Consider the following 23662-nt stretch of genomic DNA (forward strand, 5'->3'; position numbering starts at 1 on the left):
ATGATGGTCGATTGGCGTGGACGTCGTCTGGAGGAGTTGTTCGCCGATCAGGTCGCCAGAACGCCCGGCAATACGGCGGTGTCGTTCGGGGACCGGTCGCTGAGTTACCGGGAACTCGACGCCGCCGCGGAGCGCTTGGCCGCATGGCTGATCGCCAAGGGCGCCGGCCCCGAGCGGTTCGTCGCCGTCATGCTGCCCCGCTCGATCGATTTGATCGTCGCCGTGCTCGCGGTGCTCAAGTCGGGCGCGGGATACGTGCCGATCGAGCCGGACACCCCGGCTGAGCGCGTCGCGTACGTGCTGGACGACGCGCGTCCCGTCCTCATGGTCACCGATTCCGAGACCGCCGGCCGGCTCCCCGGAGGCCGGGTGCCGAGGCTGCTGCTGGACGATCCGGAGACCGTGGCCGAACTCGCCGCCCCAGCCGGGGCGGCGGGTCGCGCCGGGCACCGGACGGCGGACGACCCCGCGTACATCATCTACACCTCGGGCTCGACCGGCCGCCCGAAGGGTGTGGTGATCCCGCACGGCAACGTGACCCGTCTCCTCAGCGCCACCGCCCACTGGTACGGCTTCGGCGAGCGGGACGTGTGGCCGCTGTTCCACTCGATCGCGTTCGACGTGTCGGTGTGGGAGTTGTGGGGCGCGCTGCTGCACGGCGGGCGCCTTGTGGTGGTCCCGCAGGCCGTGACCCGGTCACCGGCGGACTTCCTGCGGCTGCTGGTGGACGAACGGGTGACCGTGCTGAATCAGACACCTTCCGCCTTCTACCAGCTGCTGGCGGCGGACCGGGAGAACCCCGAGCTGGGACGGCGGCTGTGCCTGCGTTACACGGTCTTCGCCGGTGAGGCATTGGACTTCCGGATGCTGGCCGACTGGTACGCGCGTCACGCCGACGACGCGCCGACGCTCGTCAACATGTACGGGATCACCGAGACCACGGTCCACGCCTCCTACTTCACCATCGACCACGTGAGCGCGGCCGAGGCGACCGGCAGCCCCATCGGGGAGCCCATCCCGGACCTCGATTTCCACGTGCTGGACGAACACCTGCGCCCGGTGCCGCCCGGCGCCGACGGTGAGCTGTACGTCAGCGGCCCTGGCCTGGCCCGCGGCTACGTCAACCGGCCCGGCCTGACCGCGGAGCGGTTCGTGGCGTGTCCCTTCGGCAAGCCGGGAACCCGGATGTACCGCTCGGGAGACCTTGTCCGCCGGACCGAGGACGGCGGCCTTGAGTACCTGCGCCGCAACGACCAGCAGGTCAAGATCCGAGGGTTCCGCGTCGAGCTCGGCGAGATCGAGAACGCCCTCGTCCGTGAACCCTCCGTCGACCAGGCCGTGGTGGTCGTCCGCGAGGACCAGCCGGGTGACCGGAGGCTGGTGGCCTACATCGTGCCGTCCGGGACGGCCCGCCGGAGGCCCGCGCCCTCCCGGCTGCGGACCGCGCTCTCCTCCCGCCTGCCCGGATACATGATCCCCGCCGCGTTCCACGTCATGGACCGGTTCCCGCTGACGGTGAACGGCAAGCTGGACCGCGCCGTGCTCCCCGCTCCCACGCGGGAGGACAGCGTCGACGCCGATTTCGTCGCGCCGCGCGACGAGGCCGAGGCCGCGCTCGCGGAGATCTGGAAGCAGGTGCTCGGTCTGGAGCAGGTCGGTGTCCTCGACGGGTTCTTCGACCTCGGCGGCGATTCCCTCTCGGCGACCCGGGTGCTCTCCCGCATCCGGGCGGTGATGGGCGTACACCTGCCCTCTCGGACCCTTTTCGAGACACCGACCGTGGCCGGACTGGCGACCCGGCCGGAGATGACGGTGCGCGCTCCGGCGGCGCCCATCCCGGCCGTTCCCCGCACCGGGCGGCTGCCGGTCTCCTTGACCCAGCGGCGGTTCTGGCTCTACCACCAGCTCAATCCCGGCGAGGTCGAGTACAACGTCCACTCCGCCGTCCGGTTACGGGGTCCGCTGGACAGGGCCGCCCTGGACCGGGCGCTGCGCGATCTCGTCGCCCGGCACGAGGCGCTGCGGACCACCGTCGTCCTGTCCGGCGACCAGCCGACCGCGGTCGTCGGCCCGGTCGACGGCGTCGAGGTGCCGGTGACCTTCGCGGACCTGTCGGCACGGACGGACGGGACACGGCAGGCCGAGCAGGACCGACTGATCCGCCAGGAGGTCGCCGCACCGTTCGACCTGGAGCGGGGTCCGTTGGTGCGTGCCCTGCTGATCCGGTGTGCGCAGCACGAGCACGTCCTGGTGCTGGGCATCCACCACATGGCCGTCGACGGCTGGTCGCTCAACACGATCCGCGGCGAACTGCCGGTGCTCTACGAGGCGGCCAGGCAGGGGCGCGCCGCCGAGTTGGAGGCACCCGGCGTCGGCTATCTCGACTACGCCGCCTGGCAGCGCCAGGAGTTCGACGACTCCCGGCTGGATCCCCAGATCCGGTACTGGCGCGAGCGCCTGGCGGACCTGCCACCGCTGGATCTGCCCACCGACCGGCCGCGTCCCCCGGTCAGGACCTCCGCCGGCGCCGCCCACCGGTTCACCATCGACCGGGATCTCCTCGCCGATCTCAAGGAGTTCAGCCAGGTCAACGGGGTCACGCTGTTCATGACGCTGGTCGCGGCCGGCCAGGTGCTGCTGGCCCGCTACTCCGGCGGGCATGACGTGGCGGTGGGCACGGCCGTGTCCGGGCGGGACCGGGCGGAGCTGGAGAAGCTCGTCGGCGCCTTCATCAACACCGTCGTGCTGCGTTCGACGGTGGACGGCCGGCTGTCCTTCACCGGCTTCCTCGCCCAGGTGCGCGAGACGGTGCTGGGCGCCCTCGCCCATCAGGACGTTCCGTTCGACCGGCTCGTGGACGAACTGTGCGATGAGCGGGACGCCAGCCGCACCCCGCTCGTGCAGGCGATGATCGTGCTGCAGAACGCGCCGGAGGCCGAGACCGGAGAGTTCGCCGGCCTGCGTGCGGAACGGCTGGACCTGCCGCGTCCCGCCGCCGTCTTCGATCTCACCATGGAGTTCACCGAGCGGCTCGACGCGCTCGACGTCATGATCGAGTACGGCACCGACCTGTTCGAGGCGGACACCATCGAGCGGTTCTCCGGTCACCTGCGGACGCTGCTCCGGAACCTGGTGGCGGAGCCGGAGCTCCCGCTCGCCCGGACCGCGTTGCTGGACACCGACGAGCGGGAGCGGCTGCTCATCGGATTGAACGGCGCGGCGGCGAGCCCCCAGCCGCGGCAGTGCGTGCATCAGCGGGTCACCCAGACGGCGCTGATCAGGCCGGACGCGGTGGCCGTCGCGTCCGCGCGGACGAGCCTCACCTACGCCCAGCTCAACGAGCGGGCCAACCGGCTGGCCAACCACCTGCGAGACCTCGGGGTCGGCCCGGGGACGCCCGTCGTGCTCAGCCTGGGACGTGAGCCGGAGCTCGCCGTCGGCATGCTCGGCGTGCTCAAGGCGGGCGGGGCCTTCGTGCAGACCGCACCCGGCATGCCCGCGGCCCGGCTGGCGCACGTCGTGCAGGAGACCGCCGCCCCCGTCATCGTGACGGGAGGCGAGGCCGCCCATGGCCTGCCCGACACGCGGGCCGTGGTCGTCGACCTGGTCGCCGACCAGCCACTGCTGGCGGTGTCCCCTGCCACCGACCCGCTCGTGGAGGTCGACCTCGACGACCTCGCCTACATCGTGTACACCTCCGGCTCCACCGGGCGGCCCAAGGGCGTCATGATCTCCCACCGCGGCCTGGCCAACCTGTGTCAGTGGCACCTGCGCGAGTTCGGGGTCGAGCCGGAGGACCGGGCCAGCCACCTGGCCGGCCTGGGGTTCGACGCGACGGTGTGGGAACTGTGGCCCTACCTGTACGCGGGCGCCCGAGTGGACCAGCCCGACCAGGAGGTCCTGGACGATCCCGAGCTGCTCGTCGAATGGTTCACCCGGATGGGGACCACGACCGCCTTCGTGCCGACGCCCAGGATCGAGTCCCTGCTCGATGAGCCGGCCATCGCCGGCACCCGCCTTCGCACGGTGCTGACCGGAGGAGACGTGCTGCGCCGCAGGCCTCGGCCGGGGCTCCCGTTCACTCTCGTCAACGCCTACGGCCCGAGCGAGAACTCTGTCGTCGCCACCGCCGGGCCCGTCGACCCGGGGACGGGCCTGCCGTCGATCGGCGGACCGATCGACGGGACCGCCGGCTACGTGCTGGACCATTACGGCGCTCCCGTCCCCGTCGGGGTGCCGGGCGAGCTCTACCTGCACGGCACCGGCCTGGCCCGAGGGTACGCCGGACGACCGGACCTGACCGCCGAACGGTTCGTGGCCTGCCCGTTCGGTCCTCCCGGTTCCCGCATGTACCGCACCGGTGACCTCGTGCGCTGGAAGCCCGACGGGACCCTCGAATTCCTCGGCCGGGCCGACGACCAGGTCAAGCTCCGCGGATACCGGATCGAGCTCGGCGAGATCGAGAGCGTGCTCTTCGACCACCCGGCCGTGGCGCAGGCGATCGTCGTACTCCGGGAGGTCCGGCCCGGGACGCCGCGGTTGGTCGCCTACGTCATGCTGGAGAAGGACGCGGAGATCCGCTCCACCGACCTGGCCGAGCACGTCGCGCTGCTCCTGCCGGACTACATGGTGCCGTCGGAGTTCATGACGCTCGACGGCGTGCCGCTGTCCGCCAACGGCAAGATCGACCGCAGGGCGCTGCCCATGCCCGCCGCGTCAGTGGAGGAAACGGCGTACGTCGCCCCGTCCACTCCCGTCGAGCAGGTGCTCGCCGATATCTGGGCCGAGGTCCTCGGCGTCGACCGGGTGGGGATCGAGGACAACTTCTTCACCCTGGGCGGGGACTCGATCCTCAGCCTCCAGGTGGTGGCCCGCGCACGCCGCGCCGGTCTCCGGCTGAACTCCAAGGACCTGTTCCGCCGGCCGACGATCGCCGGGCTGGCCCCGAGGGTCACGCCCTGGCAGGAGGCTTCCGGGCACGGCCCCCAGCCGTCGACGGGCCGGGCTCCTCTGACTCCCATCCAGAACTGGTTCTTCGCCCACCGCGGCGCCACCGCCCGGTTCGATCAGTTCGTGGTGGTCGAACTCGTGGACGGGGTGGACACCTCGGCCCTGGGTGTGGCGGTGGCGGCGTTGACCGGCCACCATGACGCCCTGCGCGCCCGCTTCGTCTCGATGGACGGGCGCTGGTCGCAGGACACCACGGCGGCGGAGAACGCGGCGGTCTTCCACACGGTGGACCTGTCCGGAGTGCCGGACGACGAGATCGACACGGCCGTCGAACGGGAGTCCTCCCGGATCACCGCCGCCATCGACCCCGTCGAGGGCCCGGTGTTCACGGCCGTGCTGTTCACCGCCGGGAACCGGCCCTCGCGGCTCTCCCTCACCGCCCACCACCTTGTCGTGGACGGGGTGTCATGGCGCATCCTCATCGAGGACCTGGAGATCGCCTACCACCAGGCCCGCACCGGCCGGTCGGTCGACCTCGGCTCCAGAACCTCCCCCATGACCGAGTGGGGCCGCAGGCTTGCCGCGTACACCGCGGGCGGCGGGCTGGACGATCAGCGTCCGTTCTGGACCGAGGTCATGCGCGGGGACGACGAGGCCCTCCCGCTGGACGGCCACGGTTCCACCACGGTGGCGGCCGCCCGCGAGGTCCGCGTCCGGCTGGACGCGGAGACGACCGCCACCCTGCTGCGGGACGTGCCGGGCATGTACCGCACGGAGATCAACGATGTGCTGCTGACCGCGCTCGGGCGGGTGCTGTCCGGCTGGACCGGGCGGGATCGCGTGGTGATCGCCCTGGAGGGGCATGGCCGCGAGGAGTTCTTCGACGACCTCGACCTCAGCCGCACGGTCGGGTGGTTCACCTCGTACTTCCCGGTCGCGCTCGTGCACCGGGACGGCGGCCACTGGGGCGACGCCCTGAAGTCGGTCAAGGAGCAGGTGCGGAGCATTCCGCTGCGCGGGCTGGGGTACGGCGCGCTGCGCTACTACGGCGCCGCCGCGGGAGAACTCGCCGGTGACCCGCTTCCGCAGCTGAGCTTCAACTATCTGGGCCGCTTCGACGGTTCGATCCGGGGCAGCGGCCTGTACTCGGCCATGTCGGGGATCAGGTTGCGGGAGAACCCGGACGCCACCCGGCTCCACCTGATCGACGTCGTGGGCCAGGTCGTCGACGGGGAGATGGAGTTCACCTGGTCGTACTCCCCGGATCTCCACGAGGAGGCGACCATCCGCCGACTGGGGGAGCAGTTCGCCGAGAACCTGGCCGCCATCGTCGCGCACTGCGCCGAATCGGGCGCGGGCGGCCGTACCCCCTCGGACTTCCCCATGGTCCGGCTCGGTCAGGCCGAGATCGACCGGCTGGTGGGGGACGGCCGGTCGGTGCAGGACGTCTATCCGCTGACGCAGATGCAGAGCGGGCTGCTGTTCCACTCCCTCATGGACCCTGAGCAGGCGACCTACCAGGAGCAGCTCGACTTCCGGCTGCGCGATGTCCGCCGCCCCGAACTGTTCGACGCGGCCTGGCAGCGGGTCGTGGACCGGCACCCGGTGCTGCGTACCTCCCTGGCCTGGGACGGTCTTCCCGAACCGGTCCAGCTCGTCCACACCGCCGCCCGATGCCCGGTGACCCACCTGGACTGGAGCGAGCTCGACGAGGAGGGGCAGCGGCGCGCCGCCGAGCGGTACCTCCGTGAGGACAGGGCGCGGAGGCTCGGCATCGGCGCGCCCCCGCTGATGAGGGTCGCCGTGGCCGCCCTGGGCGGCGCCCGGGTCCATGTGTTCTGGACCTTTCACCACATCCTGCTGGATGGGTGGAGCGCCATGCAGGTGCTCGCCGAGGTGATCGGCGAATACACCGCGCTCCTCGGCGAGAAGGCGCCCGCCGCGCCGGCACGGCGCCCGTTCGCCGACTACGTGAGCCGGCTCGCGAACCAGGACACCGCCGAGGCCGAGCGGTACTGGCGCGCCGCGCTGGCGGGCGTGGAGGCGCGGACCCCGCTGCCCTACGACCGGCCGCGTACGGACGACCGGCGGGCGGTGGTCCCCGCCGAGCTGGGGGTGAAGCTGCCCGCGGACCTCTCCCGGCGGCTGTACACCGCCGCCAGGCACAGCAAGGTCACGCTCAACACGCTGATCCAGGCGGCCTGGGCGCTGGCGCTCTCCCGCTACAGCGGCGAGCGCACCGTCTGCTTCGGCGCGACCGTGACCTCCCGTCCTGAGGGCCTCGACAGGGCGGACACCATGGTCGGCCTCATGATCAATACACTGCCCGTGCTCGTGAGGATCGACCCGGACGAGACCGTGCGGAACTGGCTGCGCCGGCTGCAGGAGGAGCAGGCCGAGGCCCGCAGGCACGACCTGGTGTCGCTCACCCAGGTGCAGGGCTGGGCGCCGCCGCGCGACGACACGACCATGTTCGACAGCATCGTCGCCTTCGACAACTATCCCGCCGACCTGCGGATCGGCGAGCGGTTCGGCCTGCGGTTCACGGACATCACCGCGAGCAACAGCTCCAGCTATCCGATGAACGTGATCGCCCATGCCGGTGACCACCTGTCGCTGCTGCTGCACTACGACACCGGGCTGTTCGAGGCGGCCACCGTCGAGCGGATCATGGGTCACCTGCAAGTGCTTCTCGAAGGGATCGCCGGCGACCCGGAGCGGAAGGTCGGCGACCTCTCCATGCTCACCGAGGAGGAGCACCACACCATCGTCCACGAGTGGACCGACACCGCCTCCGACGCCGACATCGACCGGCGGCTGGAGCAGGTGATCGCCGGGCACGCGCGGCTCCGGCCGGACGCGGTCGCCGTGATCCACGGCGAGCGGACCCTCAGCTACGCCGAGCTGGACAAGCGGGCCAACCGGTTCGGCCACTACCTCATGGCCGCCGGCGTCGGCAGGGAGACCCTGGTGGGTGTCTCGGTCGAGCGGAGCATCGAGGCCGTGGTCGCCATCCTGGGCGTGCTGAAGGCGGGCGGCGCCTATCTGCCGCTCGACCCGGACTTCCCGGTGGAGCGGACGCGGACGATGCTCGATGACGCGAAGCCGCCGCTGGTGCTCACCCAGGAGCACCTTCTCGACAGGATTCCGGAGACGGAGGCGACCGTGGTCCCGCTGGACCGGGTCTGGCCCGCCGTGGCGGACCACCTGGACACCGCGCCGGACATTCCGGGCGGCGCGGGGGACAGGGCCTATGTCATCTACACCTCCGGGTCCACCGGACGCCCCAAGGGCGCGGTCGTCGAACACCGCGCGCTGTGCAACATCACCACGGTCGGTCACCGGTGGTACGGCCTCGAACCGGGTTCCCGCGTCATGCAGCTGTACACGATGAGCTTCGACGGAAGCGTATGGGAGATCTTCAAGACGCTCACGGCCGGAGCCACCCTCGTGATCCCCGACCCGGAGGTGCAGCGCAGCCCCATGGCGCTGGCCAGGCGGTTGCACGAGGACGGGATCACCGCGATGACGATGCCGCCCGCGGCGGTGGTCGCCGTGGACCCGCGATCCGTGCCCGGACTGACCTATCTCGGCCTGGGCGGAGACGTCCTGCCCCCGGAGCTCGCGCGAGAGTGGTCGCGGGACCGCAAGCTGATGAACGTCTACGGGCCGACCGAGACGGCCGTGGCGGTCTGCCGCTTCGACGTCGAGCCCGGAGTGGACTACCGCACCGTGCCGATCGGGACGCCGGCCGACAACATCCGGCTCTACGTCCTGGACGACCGGCTGTCGGTCGTCCCGGTCGGCGTCACCGGCGAGCTGTACATCGGCGGCGCGGGCCTGGCCCGCGGCTACCTGAACCGGCCGGACCTGACCGCCCTGGCCTTCGTCGCCGACCCGTTCGGCCCGCCCGGCTCGCGGCTGTACCGGACCGGGGACCTGGTCCGGTGGAACGCCGGCGGCCAACTGGAGTTCGGCGGGCGGGTGGACCACCAGATCAAGCTCCGAGGATACCGGATCGAGCTGGGCGAGATCGAGAACGCCCTGCTGGGGCGGCCCGAGGTCGCCGACGCGGTCGTGACCGCCGCGCAGGACGAGTCCGGGCACAAGCGGCTGGTGGGTTACGTGGTTCCCGCCGACGTGGCCGCACCGCCACGGAGCGAGGCCCTGCGCGAGGCCCTCGCCGCGTCCCTGCCGGCCTACATGGTGCCCTCGGCGTTCGTGGTGCTGCCGAGCCTGCCGCTGAGCCCCACCGGGAAGGTGGACCGCCGGGCACTGCCGGCGCCGACACGCGAGGACATCACCGAGGTCGGTTACCTGCCGCCGCGCAATCCGACCGAGGAGGCGCTCGTGCGCATCTGGGCGGAACTGCTCGACGAGGAGCGGATCGGCGTCGAGGACAACTTCTTCGAGCTGGGCGGTGACTCGGTCACCAGCCTCCGGCTGATGGCCAGGATGGGCAAGGCGTTCGGCGTCGAGGTCTCACCTCGTGACTTCTTCGAGGCTCCGACGATCGCCTCACTGAGCGAGCTCGTCCAGATGAAGATCCTGGCCGGTTGGGAGCAGGCGGCCATGTCCGGTACCGAGATCGGGGAGCAGGCATGACCAACCCCACATCGCCCACATCGTCGGCATCGCACCAGGACCGCATGGCCGCCCTGCCGCCGCAGGTACAGGAGATGCTGCGGCGGCGGCTCGCCGGGGAGGCGCCGGACGACCCGGCCGAGGAGGACGTCATCCCCCGTGTGCCCGGCGACGGGCCGCTTCCGCTGTCCGCGGCGCAGGAGCGCCTGTGGTACATGCACGAGGTCAACCCCGAGAGCACCGAGTACAACACCGCCCATGTGCTGCGCCTGCTCGGTGAGCTGGACGAGCCCGCCCTGATCGGCGCGCTCCGGAGGCTCGCGGAGCGTCACGAGTCGTTGCGCACCACCTTCGTCTCCCTGGAGGGACGCGGGACACAGGTGGTGAACGCCTCCGTGGAGATCCCGCTGGTGGTCACCGACCTGTCCGCGCCGCCGGAGGCCGCTCCGGTGGAGGACGGTCTGGTCGAGGACGGCCTGGTGGAGGACGGTCTGGCGGAGGCCGTCGACCGGTGCCTGCTGGAGGAGATGACCCGGCCGTTCGACCTCCACCATGGCCCGGTGCTCCGGGTACGCCTGCTCCGGCTGGCCGCCCGGGAGCACGTGCTGGTCATGGCCATGCATCACATCGTCACCGACGGCTGGTCCATGCAGGTGCTCACCCGCGAGCTGGGTTCCCTGTACGCGGCCGCCGTCCATGGCGGGCAGGCGGAGCCGCCCCCGCTGCCGATCCGGTACGGCGACTTCGCCGTATGGCAGCGGGGCCGGCTTCCCGGTGCGGAGATCCAGGGGCACCTCGCCTACTGGCGGGATCGGCTCCACGGGCTGGAGCCGCTGGACCTGCCCACAGATCACCCCCGGCCCCCGATGAGGAGCGGGGCCGGTGAGCGGTACAGGTTCGAGGTTCCCGCTTCGGTGGTCTCCCGGCTGAGGGAGCTGAGCGCCGAGAACGGCGCCACCCTGTTCATGGCGCTCGCCGCCGCGGTGAAGATCCTGCTGGCCCGCTGGTCGGGCCGGGAGGACATCGCCGTGGCCACCCCGCTCTCCGGTCGTGACCGGGTCGAAGTCGACGACCTCGTCGGTTTCTTCGTCAACACCGTGGTGCTGCGGACGTCGGTCGATGAGACGCGGTCGTTCACCGAGACGCTGCGCGCGGTCCGATCGACCGTGCTGGACGCGATGGCCCACGGCGGCGTGCCGTTCCAGAACGTCGTGGAGACGCTGCGGCCCGATCGCGATCCCAGCCGCCCCGTGCTGGCCGAGGCGACCGTGAGCCTGCTGGGTGCGCGGCGCCGGCCGGTCGAGCTGCCCGGGCTGCGGGTCGAGGAGATCGACCCTCCGGTGGTGACGGCGGACGCGGACGTCTCGTTCGAGTTCGCCGAGCGGGACGGGGGGCTCGTCGCGCATCTCGGATACACCACCGACCTGTTCGTGCGGGCCACCGCCGAGCGGATGGCCGCGCATCTGGTGACCCTGCTCCAGGGGGTCGCGGAGGATCCGGACGCCGCCCTGATCAAGGTGCCCATGACGGGCACGGAGGAGACGCACCGGCTCCTCGCGGAGTGGTCGGGGTCCTTGGACCACCCGGCTCCCCGTACGGTGCCGGAGCTCTTCGCCGCCCAGGTCGCCCGCGCGCCCGACGCGGTCGCGCTCGTCTCGGAGGAGGACCGGCTCAGCTACGCGGACCTGGACGCGCGCGCCGACCGGCTCGCGCGGCTGCTCGTCGAGCGGGGAGCGGGTCCGGAGAAGATCGTGGCGGTGGCCCTGCCCGCGTCGGCGGACACGATCGTCGCGGCGCTGGCGGTGCTCAAGAGCGGTGCGGCCTATCTGCCCCTGGACGCGAGCAACCCTCCCGAGCGGCTTCGGCTGATGCTGGACGACGCCGCCCCGGTCCTGGTGGTCACCTCGCCCGGCTTCGGTCACTCGATTCCCGCGGGGCCGCAGGTCGTGGACCTGTCCGTGCCGACCCTCCCCGACGGCCCCGGCGAGGAGGACCGAAAGGACGCTCCCCGGCTCCTCCCGTCCCACCCGGCGTACGTGATCTACACCTCCGGTTCCACCGGCCGGCCCAAGGGCGTCGTGGTGACCCACGCGGGTGTGCACGGTCTCGCCGCCGGGCAGTCGGCACACTTCGGCGTCGGCCCGGGTTCGCGGGTCCTGCAGTTCGCGCCGTTCGGGTTCGACGCGGCGTTCTGGGAGCTGTGCATGGCCCTGCTGACCGGTGGCACGCTGGTCTGCACCTCCCGGGAGCGGAAACTGCCCGGCGATCCTCTCGCCGAGACGCTGATCCGCTACGGCATCACCCACGTCACCCTGCCTCCGAGCGCGCTCGCGGAACTGCCCGAGGGCGCGCTGCCCGCGACCCTGACCCTGGTCGTGGCCGGCGAGGCGTGCCCGCCGCGGCTCGCCCGCGCCTGGAGCGGCGGCCATCGCATGGTCAACGCCTACGGTCCGACCGAGTCGACGGTCTGCGCGAGCATGAGCGACCCCCTGGTCCCGGAGGAGATCACCGGCGCGGTGCCCATCGGACGGCCTTTCCCGGGCATCCGGAACTACGTCCTCGACGATCGGCTGCGCCCGGTACCCGCCGGAGTCCCCGGCGAGCTGTACCTGGCCGGGGCCGCGCTGGCTCGCGGATACCTCGGCCGTCCCGGACTGACCTCCGAACGCTTCGTCGCCGACCCGTTCGGCCCTGCGGGAAGCCGGATGTACCGCACCGGCGACCGGGTCCGGTGGCTGCCGAACGGCGTGCTGGACTATCTCGGCCGCACCGACGACCAGGTCAAGATCCGCGGTTTCCGCATCGAGCTCGCCGAGGTCGAATCGGTGCTGGCCCGGCAGCCGGGGGTGCGGGGCGTCGCCGTCGCGGTCCGGCAGGACGACCACGGCACACGGCGGCTCGTGGCCTACGTCGTCGCCGACGGCGCGGCCCTCGCCGAGCTGCGCTCGTTCGCGCGCGAGCGGCTTCCCGAGCACATGGTGCCCTCCATCGTGGTCCCGCTGGACCGGTTGCCGCTGAACGTCAACGGCAAGGTGGACCGGCGGGCGCTCCCCGAACCCGAACTCCGCCGGGACCTGGCCCGCGCCCGCGTGGCACCGCGCACTCCGGCCGAGGAGACGCTGGCGCGGATCTGGGCGGAACTGCTCGGCGTGGCGGAGGTCGGCGTCGAGGACAACTTCTTCGACCTGGGCGGCGACTCCATCCTGAGCCTGCGGGTGGTGGCCCGCGCGAGGGAACGCGGACTGCGCCTGACGGCCCGGCAGGCGTTCCTGCGGCACACCATCGCGGAGCTCGCGGCCGAGGCGAGCACCGAGCACACGATCGGGACCGATCGCGGCCCGGTCACCGGCGAGGTGCCTCTCACCCCCATCCAGCACTGGTTCTTCGACGCCCTGACCGACAGCCGTGACCGGTTCAACCAGACGGTGCTGCTGGAGCTCGCCGACGAACCGGACGAGGACGCCCTGGCGGCCGCCGTCGCGGCGCTCCTGGACCAGCACGACGCCCTCCGCCTGCGTGCCACGTCTTCCGGGGACGGCCGGCGACTGCACAACGCGGAAGCCGAGCACGGTGAGGTCCTGCGGCGTTTCGACCTCTCCCACCTGGGTCCCGGCCCGCAGGACGAAGAGATGCGGGAAATCGGCCTTCAGGCGCAGACCGGCTTCTCCCTGGAGAGCGGGCCTCTACTGCGGGCCCGGCTGTTCCTGCTCGGCCCGGGACGGCGGCCCCGGCTCCTGCTCGCCGCCCATCACCTGGTGGTCGACGGCATCTCCTGGCGGATCCTGCTCTCCGATCTCGAGACGGCCTACGAGCGGGCCAGGAACGGCCTGCCGATCGATCTCGGGCCGAAGACCACCTCGTTCCGCGACTGGTCCATCCGGCTCAGCCGCCACACCGAGTCCGGTGGGTTCGCGGCCGAGGCGGACTACTGGACGGGCGTGGCGGAGGCCGCGGAGAAGGTGGCACGGCTGCCCCTGGAGGGCGCCGGCGACAACACCGCCGGCGACAACACCGTCGGCGGTTCACGCACGGTGTGCGCGTCGCTGAGCGCCGAGGCCACCGAGGCGCTCCTGCGCGACGTGCCGAAGGCCTACCGGACGCAGATCAACGACGTGCTCCTCACCGCCCTCGGCCGGGTCGTGCGCGATTGGACCGGCTCCGGCACGATGCTCGTCGCCCTTGAGGGCCACGGCCGGGAGGAGTTGTTCGACGACGTCGACCTTTCCCGTACGGTCGGCTGGTTCACCTCGCTGTTCCCCGTCGTGCTGAGCACGCCGTGGGACGAGGGGTGGGGCGCCGCTCTGAAGAGCGTCAAGGAACAACTGCGGTCGGTGCCGCGCAACGGCATCGGCTACGGCGCCCTGCGCTACCTGGGCGGTGACCGGGACGTGCGCAACGGCGGCAGGGAACCCGAGATCAGCTTCAACTACCTCGGCCGCCTCGACGCCGAGACCGGGAATGAGGGTCTGGTCCGCGGCTGGGTCGACAACGAGGGCGCCGAACGGAGCCCGGAGCAGGTCAGGCAGCACCTGCTGGAGGTCAACGGGCTGGTCCGTGAGGGGAGGTTACGGTTCCACTGGACGTACTCGGCCGATCTGCACCGTGAAGAGACGGTCATGCGGCTCGCCGAGGGGTTCATCGCGGCCCTGCGGCAGATCATCGAGCACTGTTCCGCGCCGGACGCCGGCGGGTTCACCCCCTCGGACTTCCCTCTCGCCTCCCTCGACCAGGCGGCGGTGGACCGTATCACGGCCGGGTCCACGCCGGTGGAGGACATCTACCCGCTCACGTTCACCCAGGCCGGCATGTTGTTCCACGCCCTCTCGGAGCCGGGCCGGGACCTGTACACGGGGTACTTCGGGGCGACGCTCGACGGCGTCACCGATCCCGAGGCGCTCGCGCAGGCGTGGCAGCGGGTCGCCGACCGGACGCCGGTGCTGCGCACCGCGGTGCTCTGGGAGGACCTTCCCGCTCCCGTCCAGGTGGTGTACTCCACCGTGAGCGTTCCCGTCACCCACCATGACTACCGGGCCATGCCGGAGGACGACCGGCGGACCGAGCTCGAGGAGCTGTGGGACACCTGGACGCGGGGAAGGCTCCCCCTCGACCGGGCGCCGCTGCTGCGCCTTTCCATCGTGCGGCTCTCCGACGCCGCCGTGCGGCTGCTGTGGTCGACCCACCACATGATGGTGGACGGGTGGAGCTTCGCCGAGGTGCTCTCGGACGTCCTGGCGGAGTACGCGGCGATGACCGGAGGCCCGGCGAGCCCGCCCGAGGCCCGGCGCCCCTACCGGGACTACGTGGCCTGGCTCGACGGCCAGGACCAGGACGACGCGCTGCGATACTGGAGCGCCGTCATGAACGGCTTCACCGCGCCGACGCGGCTGCCGTTCGACCGTCCACCCGTCCGGGCCCACGACACGCGGTCCTCGCGCGAGATCCGGGTGAACCTGTCACCCGAGCGGTCGCGGATGTTGTACCAGGCCGCGAGGGACGCCCGGATCACCATGAACACCCTGATCCAGGGGGCGTGGGCCATCCTGCTGTCGCGCCACGGCGGTGACAGGGAGGTGTGCTTCGGCACCACGGTCTCCGGCCGGCCGCCGGGGCTGCCCGGAGTGGAGTCGATCGTCGGGCTGTTCATCAACACCATCCCCGTGCGGATCGAGGTCGACGGAGAGAGCCCCGCGTCGGACTGGATGCGGCGGCTGCAGGACTCCCAGGCCGAAGGCCGGGACTACGAGTATCTGCCGCTGGCGCACGTCCAGCGGGCCGCGGGCGTGTCCAGCGGGATCAGGCTCTTCGACAGCATCGTCGTCTTCGAGAACTACCCCTACGACGAGCAGGCGGCGGCGAGGTACGGACTGCGCCTGACCGAGCTACGCGGTGACGAGCACACCAACTACGCGCTGACCCTCACGGCGTACGCCGGTGAGGAACTCGCCCTCGCCCTCGGGTACGACCCCGACCTGTTCGACGAGACGACCGCCGAGCGCCTGGTGGGGCAGTTGGACACGCTGCTCCAGGCGATCGGCGCCGCACCCGGGACACCCGTGGCGGGGCTTCCCGTGCTCCCCGATCGGGAGTCGCGGCAGGTGCTGACCGAGTGGAACGACACCGCGACCCGGTTCCCGCCCCCCGCGTGCATCCACGAGTTGTTCACCGAGCGCGCGAGGATCGCTCCGGACGACCCCGCCGTGAGCTGCGGTTCCGAGACCCTCACCTTCGCCGCACTGGAGACCCGCGCCAACCGGCTCGCACATCACCTGGTCCGGCTCGGGGTGCGGCGGGAGGTGCTCGTCGGCGTTTGCGTCGAGCGCGGTGTGGACGCGGTGGTCGCCCTGCTCGCCGTACTGAAGGCCGGGGGCGCCTTCGTCCCCCTGGATCCGGCCTATCCGGCCGAGTGGCTGGCCTTGATGCTGGGGGACGCGAACGCCCCCGTCGTGATCACCCAGGAGGCGTTGCTCGACCGGGTGGCCGGGCACCAGGCCGTGGCCGTCTGCGTCGACCGCGACCGGGCCACGCTCGACGATCTGCCCGCCACACCGCCCGAGGTCGCCGCGACGCCTGACGACCTCGCCTACGTGGCCTACACCTCGGGCACCACCGGCCGTCCCAAGGGCGTCATGGTCGCCCATCGCCACGTGCACCATATGGTGCGGGCCTGGGACGCGCGTTACGGTCTCACCGCTCTGAAAGCACGAGCCCTGTCGGTGTCGAGCCTGTCCGTCGACCTGTTCTTCGGCGACTTCCTGTTGTCGGCCCTTTTCGGCGGTGAGATGGTGATCTGCCCGCCGGAGGCCATGGCCGACCCGGTCGCGATCGCCGACCTGATGCTGGAGACCGGCACCGAGCTCATGGTCACCGTTCCGGTGCTGGCCAGAGCGCTGGCCGCGGAGTTCACCTGGCGCGGCATCCGTCCGAAGACGCTGCGGGTGCTGATGGTCGGCTCGGAGGGCTGGCCCGCGGACGCCGCCGCCGAGGTGCTGGAGGTGTTCGGCGGCGACGGCGTGGTCGTGGTCAACGCCTATGGCTCGACCGAGACCACCGTGGACTCAACGGTGTTCCAGCTCGGCGGCGACCCCGTGGGCGAGGCGGCGTTCGTCCCCATCGGACGGCCGCTCGCCAACACCCGGATATACGTGCTGGACGCCGAGATGCGCCCCGTCCCGATCGGGGCCGTGGGGGAGTGCTACATCGCCGGAGACGGGGTGTCCCGCGGATACCTGAACCGCCCCGAGATCACCACGCGACGCTTCCTGCGCGATCCGTTCGCGGGCGAGGAGGACGCACGGATGTACCGGACGGGAGACCTCGTCCGGTGGCGTCCCGACGGCAACCTGGAATGCCTCGGCAGGGCCGACGACCAGGTGAAGATCAGAGGATTCCGCGTCGAACTCGGCGACGTCGAGGCGGCCCTGGCCCGCCATCCCCGGGTCGCGGGCGCCGCGGCGGCCGTCAGGAAGGACGAGGCGGGGCACAACCGGCTGGTGGGTTACGTGGTGCCGCGTCCCGGAGCCGGGCCCGACCTCGCGGACCTGCGCGCCTTCGTGTCCCGGTCCCTTCCCGCTCCGGCGGTGCCCGCCGCCTTCGTGCTCATCCCGGAGCTGCCGCTGAACCCGAGCGGCACCGTCGACCGAAAGGCGCTGCCCCGACCCGACCAAGCAGGGCCCGGCGACGCGGTGGCGGACGCCGGTGCGCTCCACGCCCTGCCACGCGCCGAGCACGTCCCGCCGCGCACCGAGACCGAGCGCGTCCTTGCGGGGATCTGGGCCGAGGTGCTGGACCTGACCCGCGTCGGCGTCACGGACGACTTCTTCGAGCTGGGCGGGGACTCGATCCTCAGCATCCGAGTGATCTCCCGGATACGGTCCCTCTTCGGCGTCGCCCCGTCGCCGCGGCAGTTGTTCGACACCCCGACCGTGGCGCGGCTGGCGGCGGCGGTCGACGCGGAGACGGCCACCACGGACGCGGCTCCGCTGGTCGCCACCGCCGCCGGCGGTCCGGCCCCGCTGTCGTACGCGCAGCAGCGGCTGTGGTTCCTGCACGATTTCGATCCCGGCAGCACCGAGTACACCGTCGTCACCGCGTTGCGGCTGCGCGGCACGCTGGACGTCGAGGCGCTGGGCGCCGCGCTGAGCCGGATCGTCGCCCGGCACGAGCCGCTGCGCACGACCTTCAGCACCGTGGAGGGGAACCCGGTGCAGGTCGTCCGTCCCGCCGAACCGGTCGTCCTGGTCATCGAGGACCTGACGGGCGTCGCGGCGGACGAGCGGGAGGCCGCGATGGAGGAGTGCCTGCGCCGGGAGACGGCGCGGCCGTTCGACCTGGGCTGGGGGCCGGTGTTCCGCACCACGCTCATCCGGCTCGGCGCGCGGGACCACGCGCTGGCGTTCCTCGCTCACCACATCGCGGTCGACGGATGGTCGTTGGACCTGCTGATGAGGGAACTGGACACCGAGTACGGGGCGGCGCTCGAAGGGGAGCAGGTGGAGCGGACTCCGCTGCCGATCCGTTACGCGGACTACGCGGCCTGGCAGCGGAGCACGGCCAACGACCGGGCGATGGAGGAGCACCTCGCGTACTGGAGCGACCGGCTGGCCGGCGTGCGCCCGTTGGACCTGCCGATCGACCACCCGCGCCCGGTCGTGCGGGAGGCCGCGGGGGCGATGCGGCTGCTGACGGTCGACCCCGAGGTCGTGGCCGGGCTCAGGCGGGTCGCCGGGCGAGGGGACGCCACGCTGTTCATGGCGCTGGTGGCCGTGGTCCAGGTGCTGCTCGCGCGGTACACCGGTCAGGACGACATCGTCGTCGGAACCCCCACCTCCGGCAGGAACCGGCACGAACTGGAAGGGCTGATCGGCTGCTTCATCAACACGGTGGCACTGCGCTCGACGGTGGACGAGTCGCTCACCTTCGAGGAGTTCCTCTCCCAGGTGCGTGACACGGTGCTGGAGGCGTTCGTCCACGAGGAGGCGCCGTTCGACCGGCTGGTCGAGGTCCTCAAGCCCGAACGGGACCCCAGCCGCAACGCCGTGGTCGAGGTCATGGTCGGGTTGGAGAGCGACAGAGGGGCGGGCGTCCGCCTGCCCGGGCTGGAGGTCGAAGAGCTGCCCTACGTCAGCGACGAGCTCAGCCACGACCTGAGCTTCGACTTCGTCGAACGTCAGGGAGAGCTGATGGTGGCGGTCGGCTTCAGTACGTCCCTGTTCCTGCCGGAGACGATCGACCGGATCACCGCCGACCTGAGCGACCTCCTCGCCGCCGTCGCGGACGCCCGGCGCCGGTTGGCAGACCTTCCCCTGCGGTCCGAGGCCGAGTTCCGCCGGCTCGTCGCCGGCGCGCCCGCCGAGATCACCGTCGCCTACGTCCTCGACCGGTGGCTGCGCCCGGTGCCCCCCGGGGTGCGCGGCGAGCTGTACCTGTACGGCGCCCAGGTCGAGCGCGGCCACACCGGCCAGGCGGGGCTCACCCCCGAGCGGTTCGTCGCCGATCCGTTCGGCGTGCCCGGCGCGCGCATGTACCGCACCGGAGACCTGGCGAGAACGACCGCGGACGGCGCGCTCGAGTATCTCGGCGGGATCGAGGAGCAGATCACGCTCCGCGGCTTCAGGATCGAGACGGGACAGGTCGAGTCGGTGCTCCGCGGCCACCCGGACGTCGCGCAGGCGGCGGTCGCGGTGAAGAGGAGCGCCACCGGAACGCCCCGGCTCGTCGCCTACGTCGCGCCCGGGGCTCCGGCCGGCGAGCTGCGGGATCTCGCCCGGCTCTCCCTGCCGGAGTACATGGTCCCCGCCGCCTACGTCACACTGGACCGGCTGCCGGTCACGGCCGGCGGAAAGGTCGACCGGGACGCGCTGCCGGATCCGGAGCCGGACACCGGGGAGCAGCGGTACGTCGCTCCCAGCAATGACGTCGAGGCGACGCTCGCGGCCATCTGGGCCGATCTTCTCGGACTGGAGCGGGTCGGCGTCGACGACGACTTCTTCGAGCTGGGCGGCGACTCCATCCTGAGCATCCAGGCGGCCTACCGGATCCGCCAGGCCGGGCTGACCGTGACCTCCAGGGACCTGTTCCTCGCCCCCACCGTGAGCCGGCTGGCCACCGTGGCCCGGCCGGCCGGCCGCGAGGAAGGCGGGCCGGAGGAGGCGCAGGAGACGGCGACCGGCCCGGTGCCGCTCACTCCCGCGCAACGCGAGTTCTTCCTGAGCGACCCGGTGGCACCGCACCACTTCACCCAGTCGGTCCTGGTCGAACTGGTGGCCGAGGTGGACGAGACCGCGCTGCGGTCGGCGCTGGCCGTGCTCCCCGCCCGGCACGACGCCCTCCGGATGCGGTACGAGCGCGACGGCGAGGGCTGGCGGCAGCGGGTGACACCGGCGGGCGACGAGCCGGAACCACGCCGGTACGACCTGTCCGGCGTGCCCGCGGCCGAGCGCAGGGCGGCCATGGACCAGGCGGCGACCGAAGCGGACGCGAGCCTGAATCTGACCGGCGGGCCGCTGCTGCGCGCCGTCCTGTTCGACCTCGGCCCAGGCGAGCGTCCGTGGCTGTTCGTCACCGTTCACCACCTGGTCGTGGACGCCGTCTCCTGGCACATCCTCCTCGACGACCTGGAGACCGCCTACCGGCAGGCGGTGGCGGGCGAGGACATCCGGCCCAAACCCGCCACCACCCCGTTCGCGAGGTGGGCCGGACGGCTGGCGCGCCATGCCGCCGAAGGAGGGTTCGACGACGAGCTGGACCACTGGGCCTCCCCGCCGGAGAGCCCGCCCCTGCCCGCGGACGGGGAGGGGCCGGGCGTGGTCTCCTCCGTCAGGGCGGTCACGGTCGAACTCGACGAGCAGAGAAGCGAACTCCTGGTACGCGGCGCCGTGCGGGCCTTCCGCACGGGGACCCGGGAAGTGCTGCTGGCCGGACTCGCACGGACCCTGAGCCGCTGGACCGGCCAGAGCCAGGTTCTCGTCGACGTGGAGGGACACGGCAGGGAAGACCTCTTCCCCGACATTGACCTCTCCCGCACGGTCGGGTGGTTCACCACCGTCTTTCCCCTCGCCCTGGAGGTGCCCGGGGACGGCGGCGACTGGGCGGAACTGGTCGCCTCCGTCCGGCGGCGGATGCGCTCGGTGCCGGGCAAGGGCCTCGGATACGGCGCGCTGCGGCATCTGAGTCCCTCGGGCGCGGCGCTCGCGGCGCGCACGACCGCCCCCGTCACGTTCAACTACCACGGACAGGCAGGGGACCTGACGATAACCCCCGGAAGCCCGCTCTACCACGCGTTCCACCCCTCGATCGGCAGGGACAGGGACCCCGCCGAACACCTCGACCACCCACTGGAGGTGGTGGGCATGGTGCAGGACGGAAGGCTGCGCCTCACCCTGTACCACTCGGAGAACGTGCACAGCCCGGCCACCGTCCAGCGGCTGGCGGACGACCTGCTCGACGGGTTGCAGGCCATCGCCCGGTATGTGGCGGAAAGGCTGGGCGCGTGAACGCCGACGACCTGCCCCCATTGCTGGCCGAGCTCACCCGGCGGTACGAGGTGCCGGGAGCCCAGCTCGCCATCCGCTGGAAAGGGCGGACCCTCACCGCGGTGACCGGGGAGCACGTGCTCGGCGCCGGTCCGCCCGTCACGCCTCGATCGTGCTTCCCGCTCGGATCGATCACCAAGCCCTTCACCGCCGCTGTGGCGATGGAGCTCGTCGCCGCCGGTGACGTCGACCTCGACGCGCCCCTGGTGAAGTACCTGCCGGCGTTCGGCGCGGGTCGCGTGGCGACCTTCCGGCAGGTGCTCAGTCACACCGCCGGCCTCCCGGCCAACGTCCGCGAGGACACCTGCGGCGATGGCAACCGGCTGCGCTGGGTGGCCCGGCACTGCCGTGAGGCGGACCTGGCGTACCCGCCGGGGACGGTGTTCTCCTACTCCAATGTCGGTTACATCGTCGCCGGGCTCCTCATCGAGGAGATCACCGGGCTGAGCTGGGAAGAGGCCGTCGACGCCTTCGTCCTCGACCCTCTCGGCGTCAAGGCGTGCCCCGACGAGGAGGCGGGGCCGAGGCTCGTCGGCGGGCACGCCGTCAACGCGGCACGCGGCACGGTGTTCCCGATCGCCGCGCAGAACCTTCCCGCGCTGGAGGCGCCGAACGGAGCCCTGGCTCTCAGCGCCGAAGACCTGGTCACGTTCGCCCGCCTCTTCCTGACCGAGGACGGGCTCACGGGCCCGCTCGGCAGGGAGACGACCGGGCTGATGTGCCGGGACCAGCTCCACACGACCACGGCCGGGCCGTTCGGCCTCGCCGACGGATGGGGCCTGGGCTGGGCGCTGTACGGCGACGCCGGTACGGCCGGTCACGACGGCACCGGTGAGGGCACCTCGTGCCATCTGAGGTTCGAACCGGCAGGCGGGACGGTGGTGGCGCTGACGACGAACGCCAACACCGGGCAGGCCATGTGGACGGCGCTGCTCGAACGCCTCCGTGCCGCCGGAGTGGCCGTGGAGGACCACTTCCCGGCTCTCGGCCTCGGAAGTCCGGTCCCGGCGCGGGACGACCTCCTCGGAACGTTCGTCAACGACGACTCGGCGTTCGAGATCGGCCGGGCGGCCGACGGCAAGGTCCATCTGTCGCTCGGGGACCGGCCGTACGGCGAGCTCACGTGTTACGAGGACCTGCGCTTCATCATGCGTGAGCTGAGCGGCGCGGCACAGACCCACACGGGCAGGTTCGTACGCGACCCTGCGACCAAGCGCATCGAATTCCTGCAGATTTCCGGCCGATTGGCCCGACGACGAGACGGAGTGGGCAGTGGCCACGGTTCTATCGGGTGAAGGCGAGCAGAACAGAAGCGCGACGCGGCCCCTGTCCCGCAACCGGAACTACTCGATCTTATGGTCCAGCCAGCTTCTCTCCGAGCTCACGGTCGAGGTCATCGCGGTCGCCATACCGCTGCTGATCATGGCTCGGTCCGGGTCGGCGCTGGAGGTGGGGCTCGCCTCTTCGGTGATGGCGGCGATCCACATGGTCTCGGTGGTGCCCGCCGGCGTGCTGGCCGACCGGATGGACCACCGGAAGATCATGCTGGTGTGCCAGGCCGGACGGGTGGTGGGACTGGTCAGCCTCGCGGCGGCACTGATCATGGACGTGTACTTCTTCCCGCACGTCCTGCTGGTCGTCGCCTTGGAAGGGTTCTTCGGGTCGGTGTTCGATCCGGTGGAACACGCCGCGCTGCCCACCGTGGTGCCCGAGTCGCAGTTCCAGACGGCGGTGGCCCGCAACGCGGCGCGGCCGTATGTCGCCGCCATGTTCGGCCCGTTCGCCGCCGGGCTGCTGTTCACCCTGAACCCGGCGGGCCCGTTCGTCACCCAGGGGGCCATGCTCGCGATCTCTTTCGCGGCACTGCTGTTCCTGCGGCTTCCCCGGCTCACCGCCGCGGCCGGACCCGGGGCCGAGCGGAAGGAGGACGAGGAGCAACAGGAGGCGGAGGAGGAAGGCCGCAGCGCCCGCGCCGACGCCGCCGATGGGTTCCGGTGGGTGCTGGGACACGGCGTGATCCGGATGACGCTGCTGTGGATCACGCTCACCAACCTCACCTTCAGCGCGCTGGTCATCATCGTCCTTGTCAGGTCAGGTGAGGAGAACGTCGCCGGCTATGAGATCGGCCTGATGATGACGTGCTTCGGCGTCGGCGGGCTGCTCGGCGCGGCGGTCGCCGCCCGCCTGACCACCGCCCTGCGGCCGGCCGTGATCGTCATGGGGTTCTCCTGGGTCGTGACCGCCGTCGCCGCGGTGATGGCGTACATCCCCAGCGGGCTGCCGCTCGGACTGCTGTTCGGTCTCGCGGCGTTCTTGGCGCCCGCGGCGAACACCACGGTGCTGACCTACCAGATGATGGCCACTCCGGCCGGGATGCGTGGCCGGTTGAGCGGGATCAGCGGTCTCAGCGCGGGCATCGCCGGGGTGCTCGGCCCGGCGGCCGGTAGTGCCGTGGTGTCCGCCACAGACGGACCCACCGCCTTCCTGGTGTGCGCGGGCGGTTTCGCGGTGGTCGCGCTCGTCACGGTGCTCAGCCCCTCCCTGCGCCGCTTCCCCTCCATCGAGCCCGGTGCGTCCCTGGAGTCGCCTTCCTGAGC

4 protein-coding genes are annotated in these 23662 nt (G+C 71.7%); all 4 read left to right on the forward strand.

Going from position 1 to position 23662, the window contains the following annotated elements; all coding sequences use genetic code 11:
- From AB0H21_RS07980 to AB0H21_RS07995, 4 genes are read left to right on the forward strand one after another with little or no spacing between them, the layout of a single operon-like run.
- A complete protein-coding gene (locus AB0H21_RS07980) occupies positions 1-9555 on the forward strand; it encodes an amino acid adenylation domain-containing protein (protein WP_358513299.1) in 9555 nt (3184 codons plus the stop codon).
- Positions 9552-21026, forward strand: a complete 11475-nt coding sequence (locus AB0H21_RS07985; RefSeq protein ID WP_358513301.1) for an amino acid adenylation domain-containing protein — start codon at positions 9552-9554, stop codon at positions 21024-21026. Before AB0H21_RS07980 ends, AB0H21_RS07985 begins: the two co-directional genes overlap by 4 nt.
- Entirely contained in the window at positions 21023-22360 is a 1338-nt protein-coding gene (locus tag AB0H21_RS07990; protein ID WP_358513303.1) for a serine hydrolase domain-containing protein, read from the forward strand. Before AB0H21_RS07985 ends, AB0H21_RS07990 begins: the two co-directional genes overlap by 4 nt.
- Complete coding sequence (locus AB0H21_RS07995; protein WP_358513305.1) at positions 22338-23660, forward strand: MFS transporter; 1323 nt, start codon at positions 22338-22340, stop codon at positions 23658-23660. Before AB0H21_RS07990 ends, AB0H21_RS07995 begins: the two co-directional genes overlap by 23 nt.
- Positions 23661-23662 lie beyond the last annotated feature (2 nt).

The sequence above is a fragment of the Sphaerisporangium sp. NPDC051011 genome (genome assembly GCF_040653595.1).
GTDB lineage: Bacteria > Actinomycetota > Actinomycetes > Streptosporangiales > Streptosporangiaceae > Sphaerisporangium.

Excerpts from the sequence above, each read along its gene's own strand:
- AB0H21_RS07980 (WP_358513299.1), top strand. The coding sequence starts at position 1 with ATGATGGTCGATTGGCGTGGACGTCGTCTGGAGGAGTTGTTCGCCGAT.
- AB0H21_RS07985 (WP_358513301.1), top strand. The coding sequence starts at position 9,552 with ATGACCAACCCCACATCGCCCACATCGTCGGCATCGCACCAGGACCGC.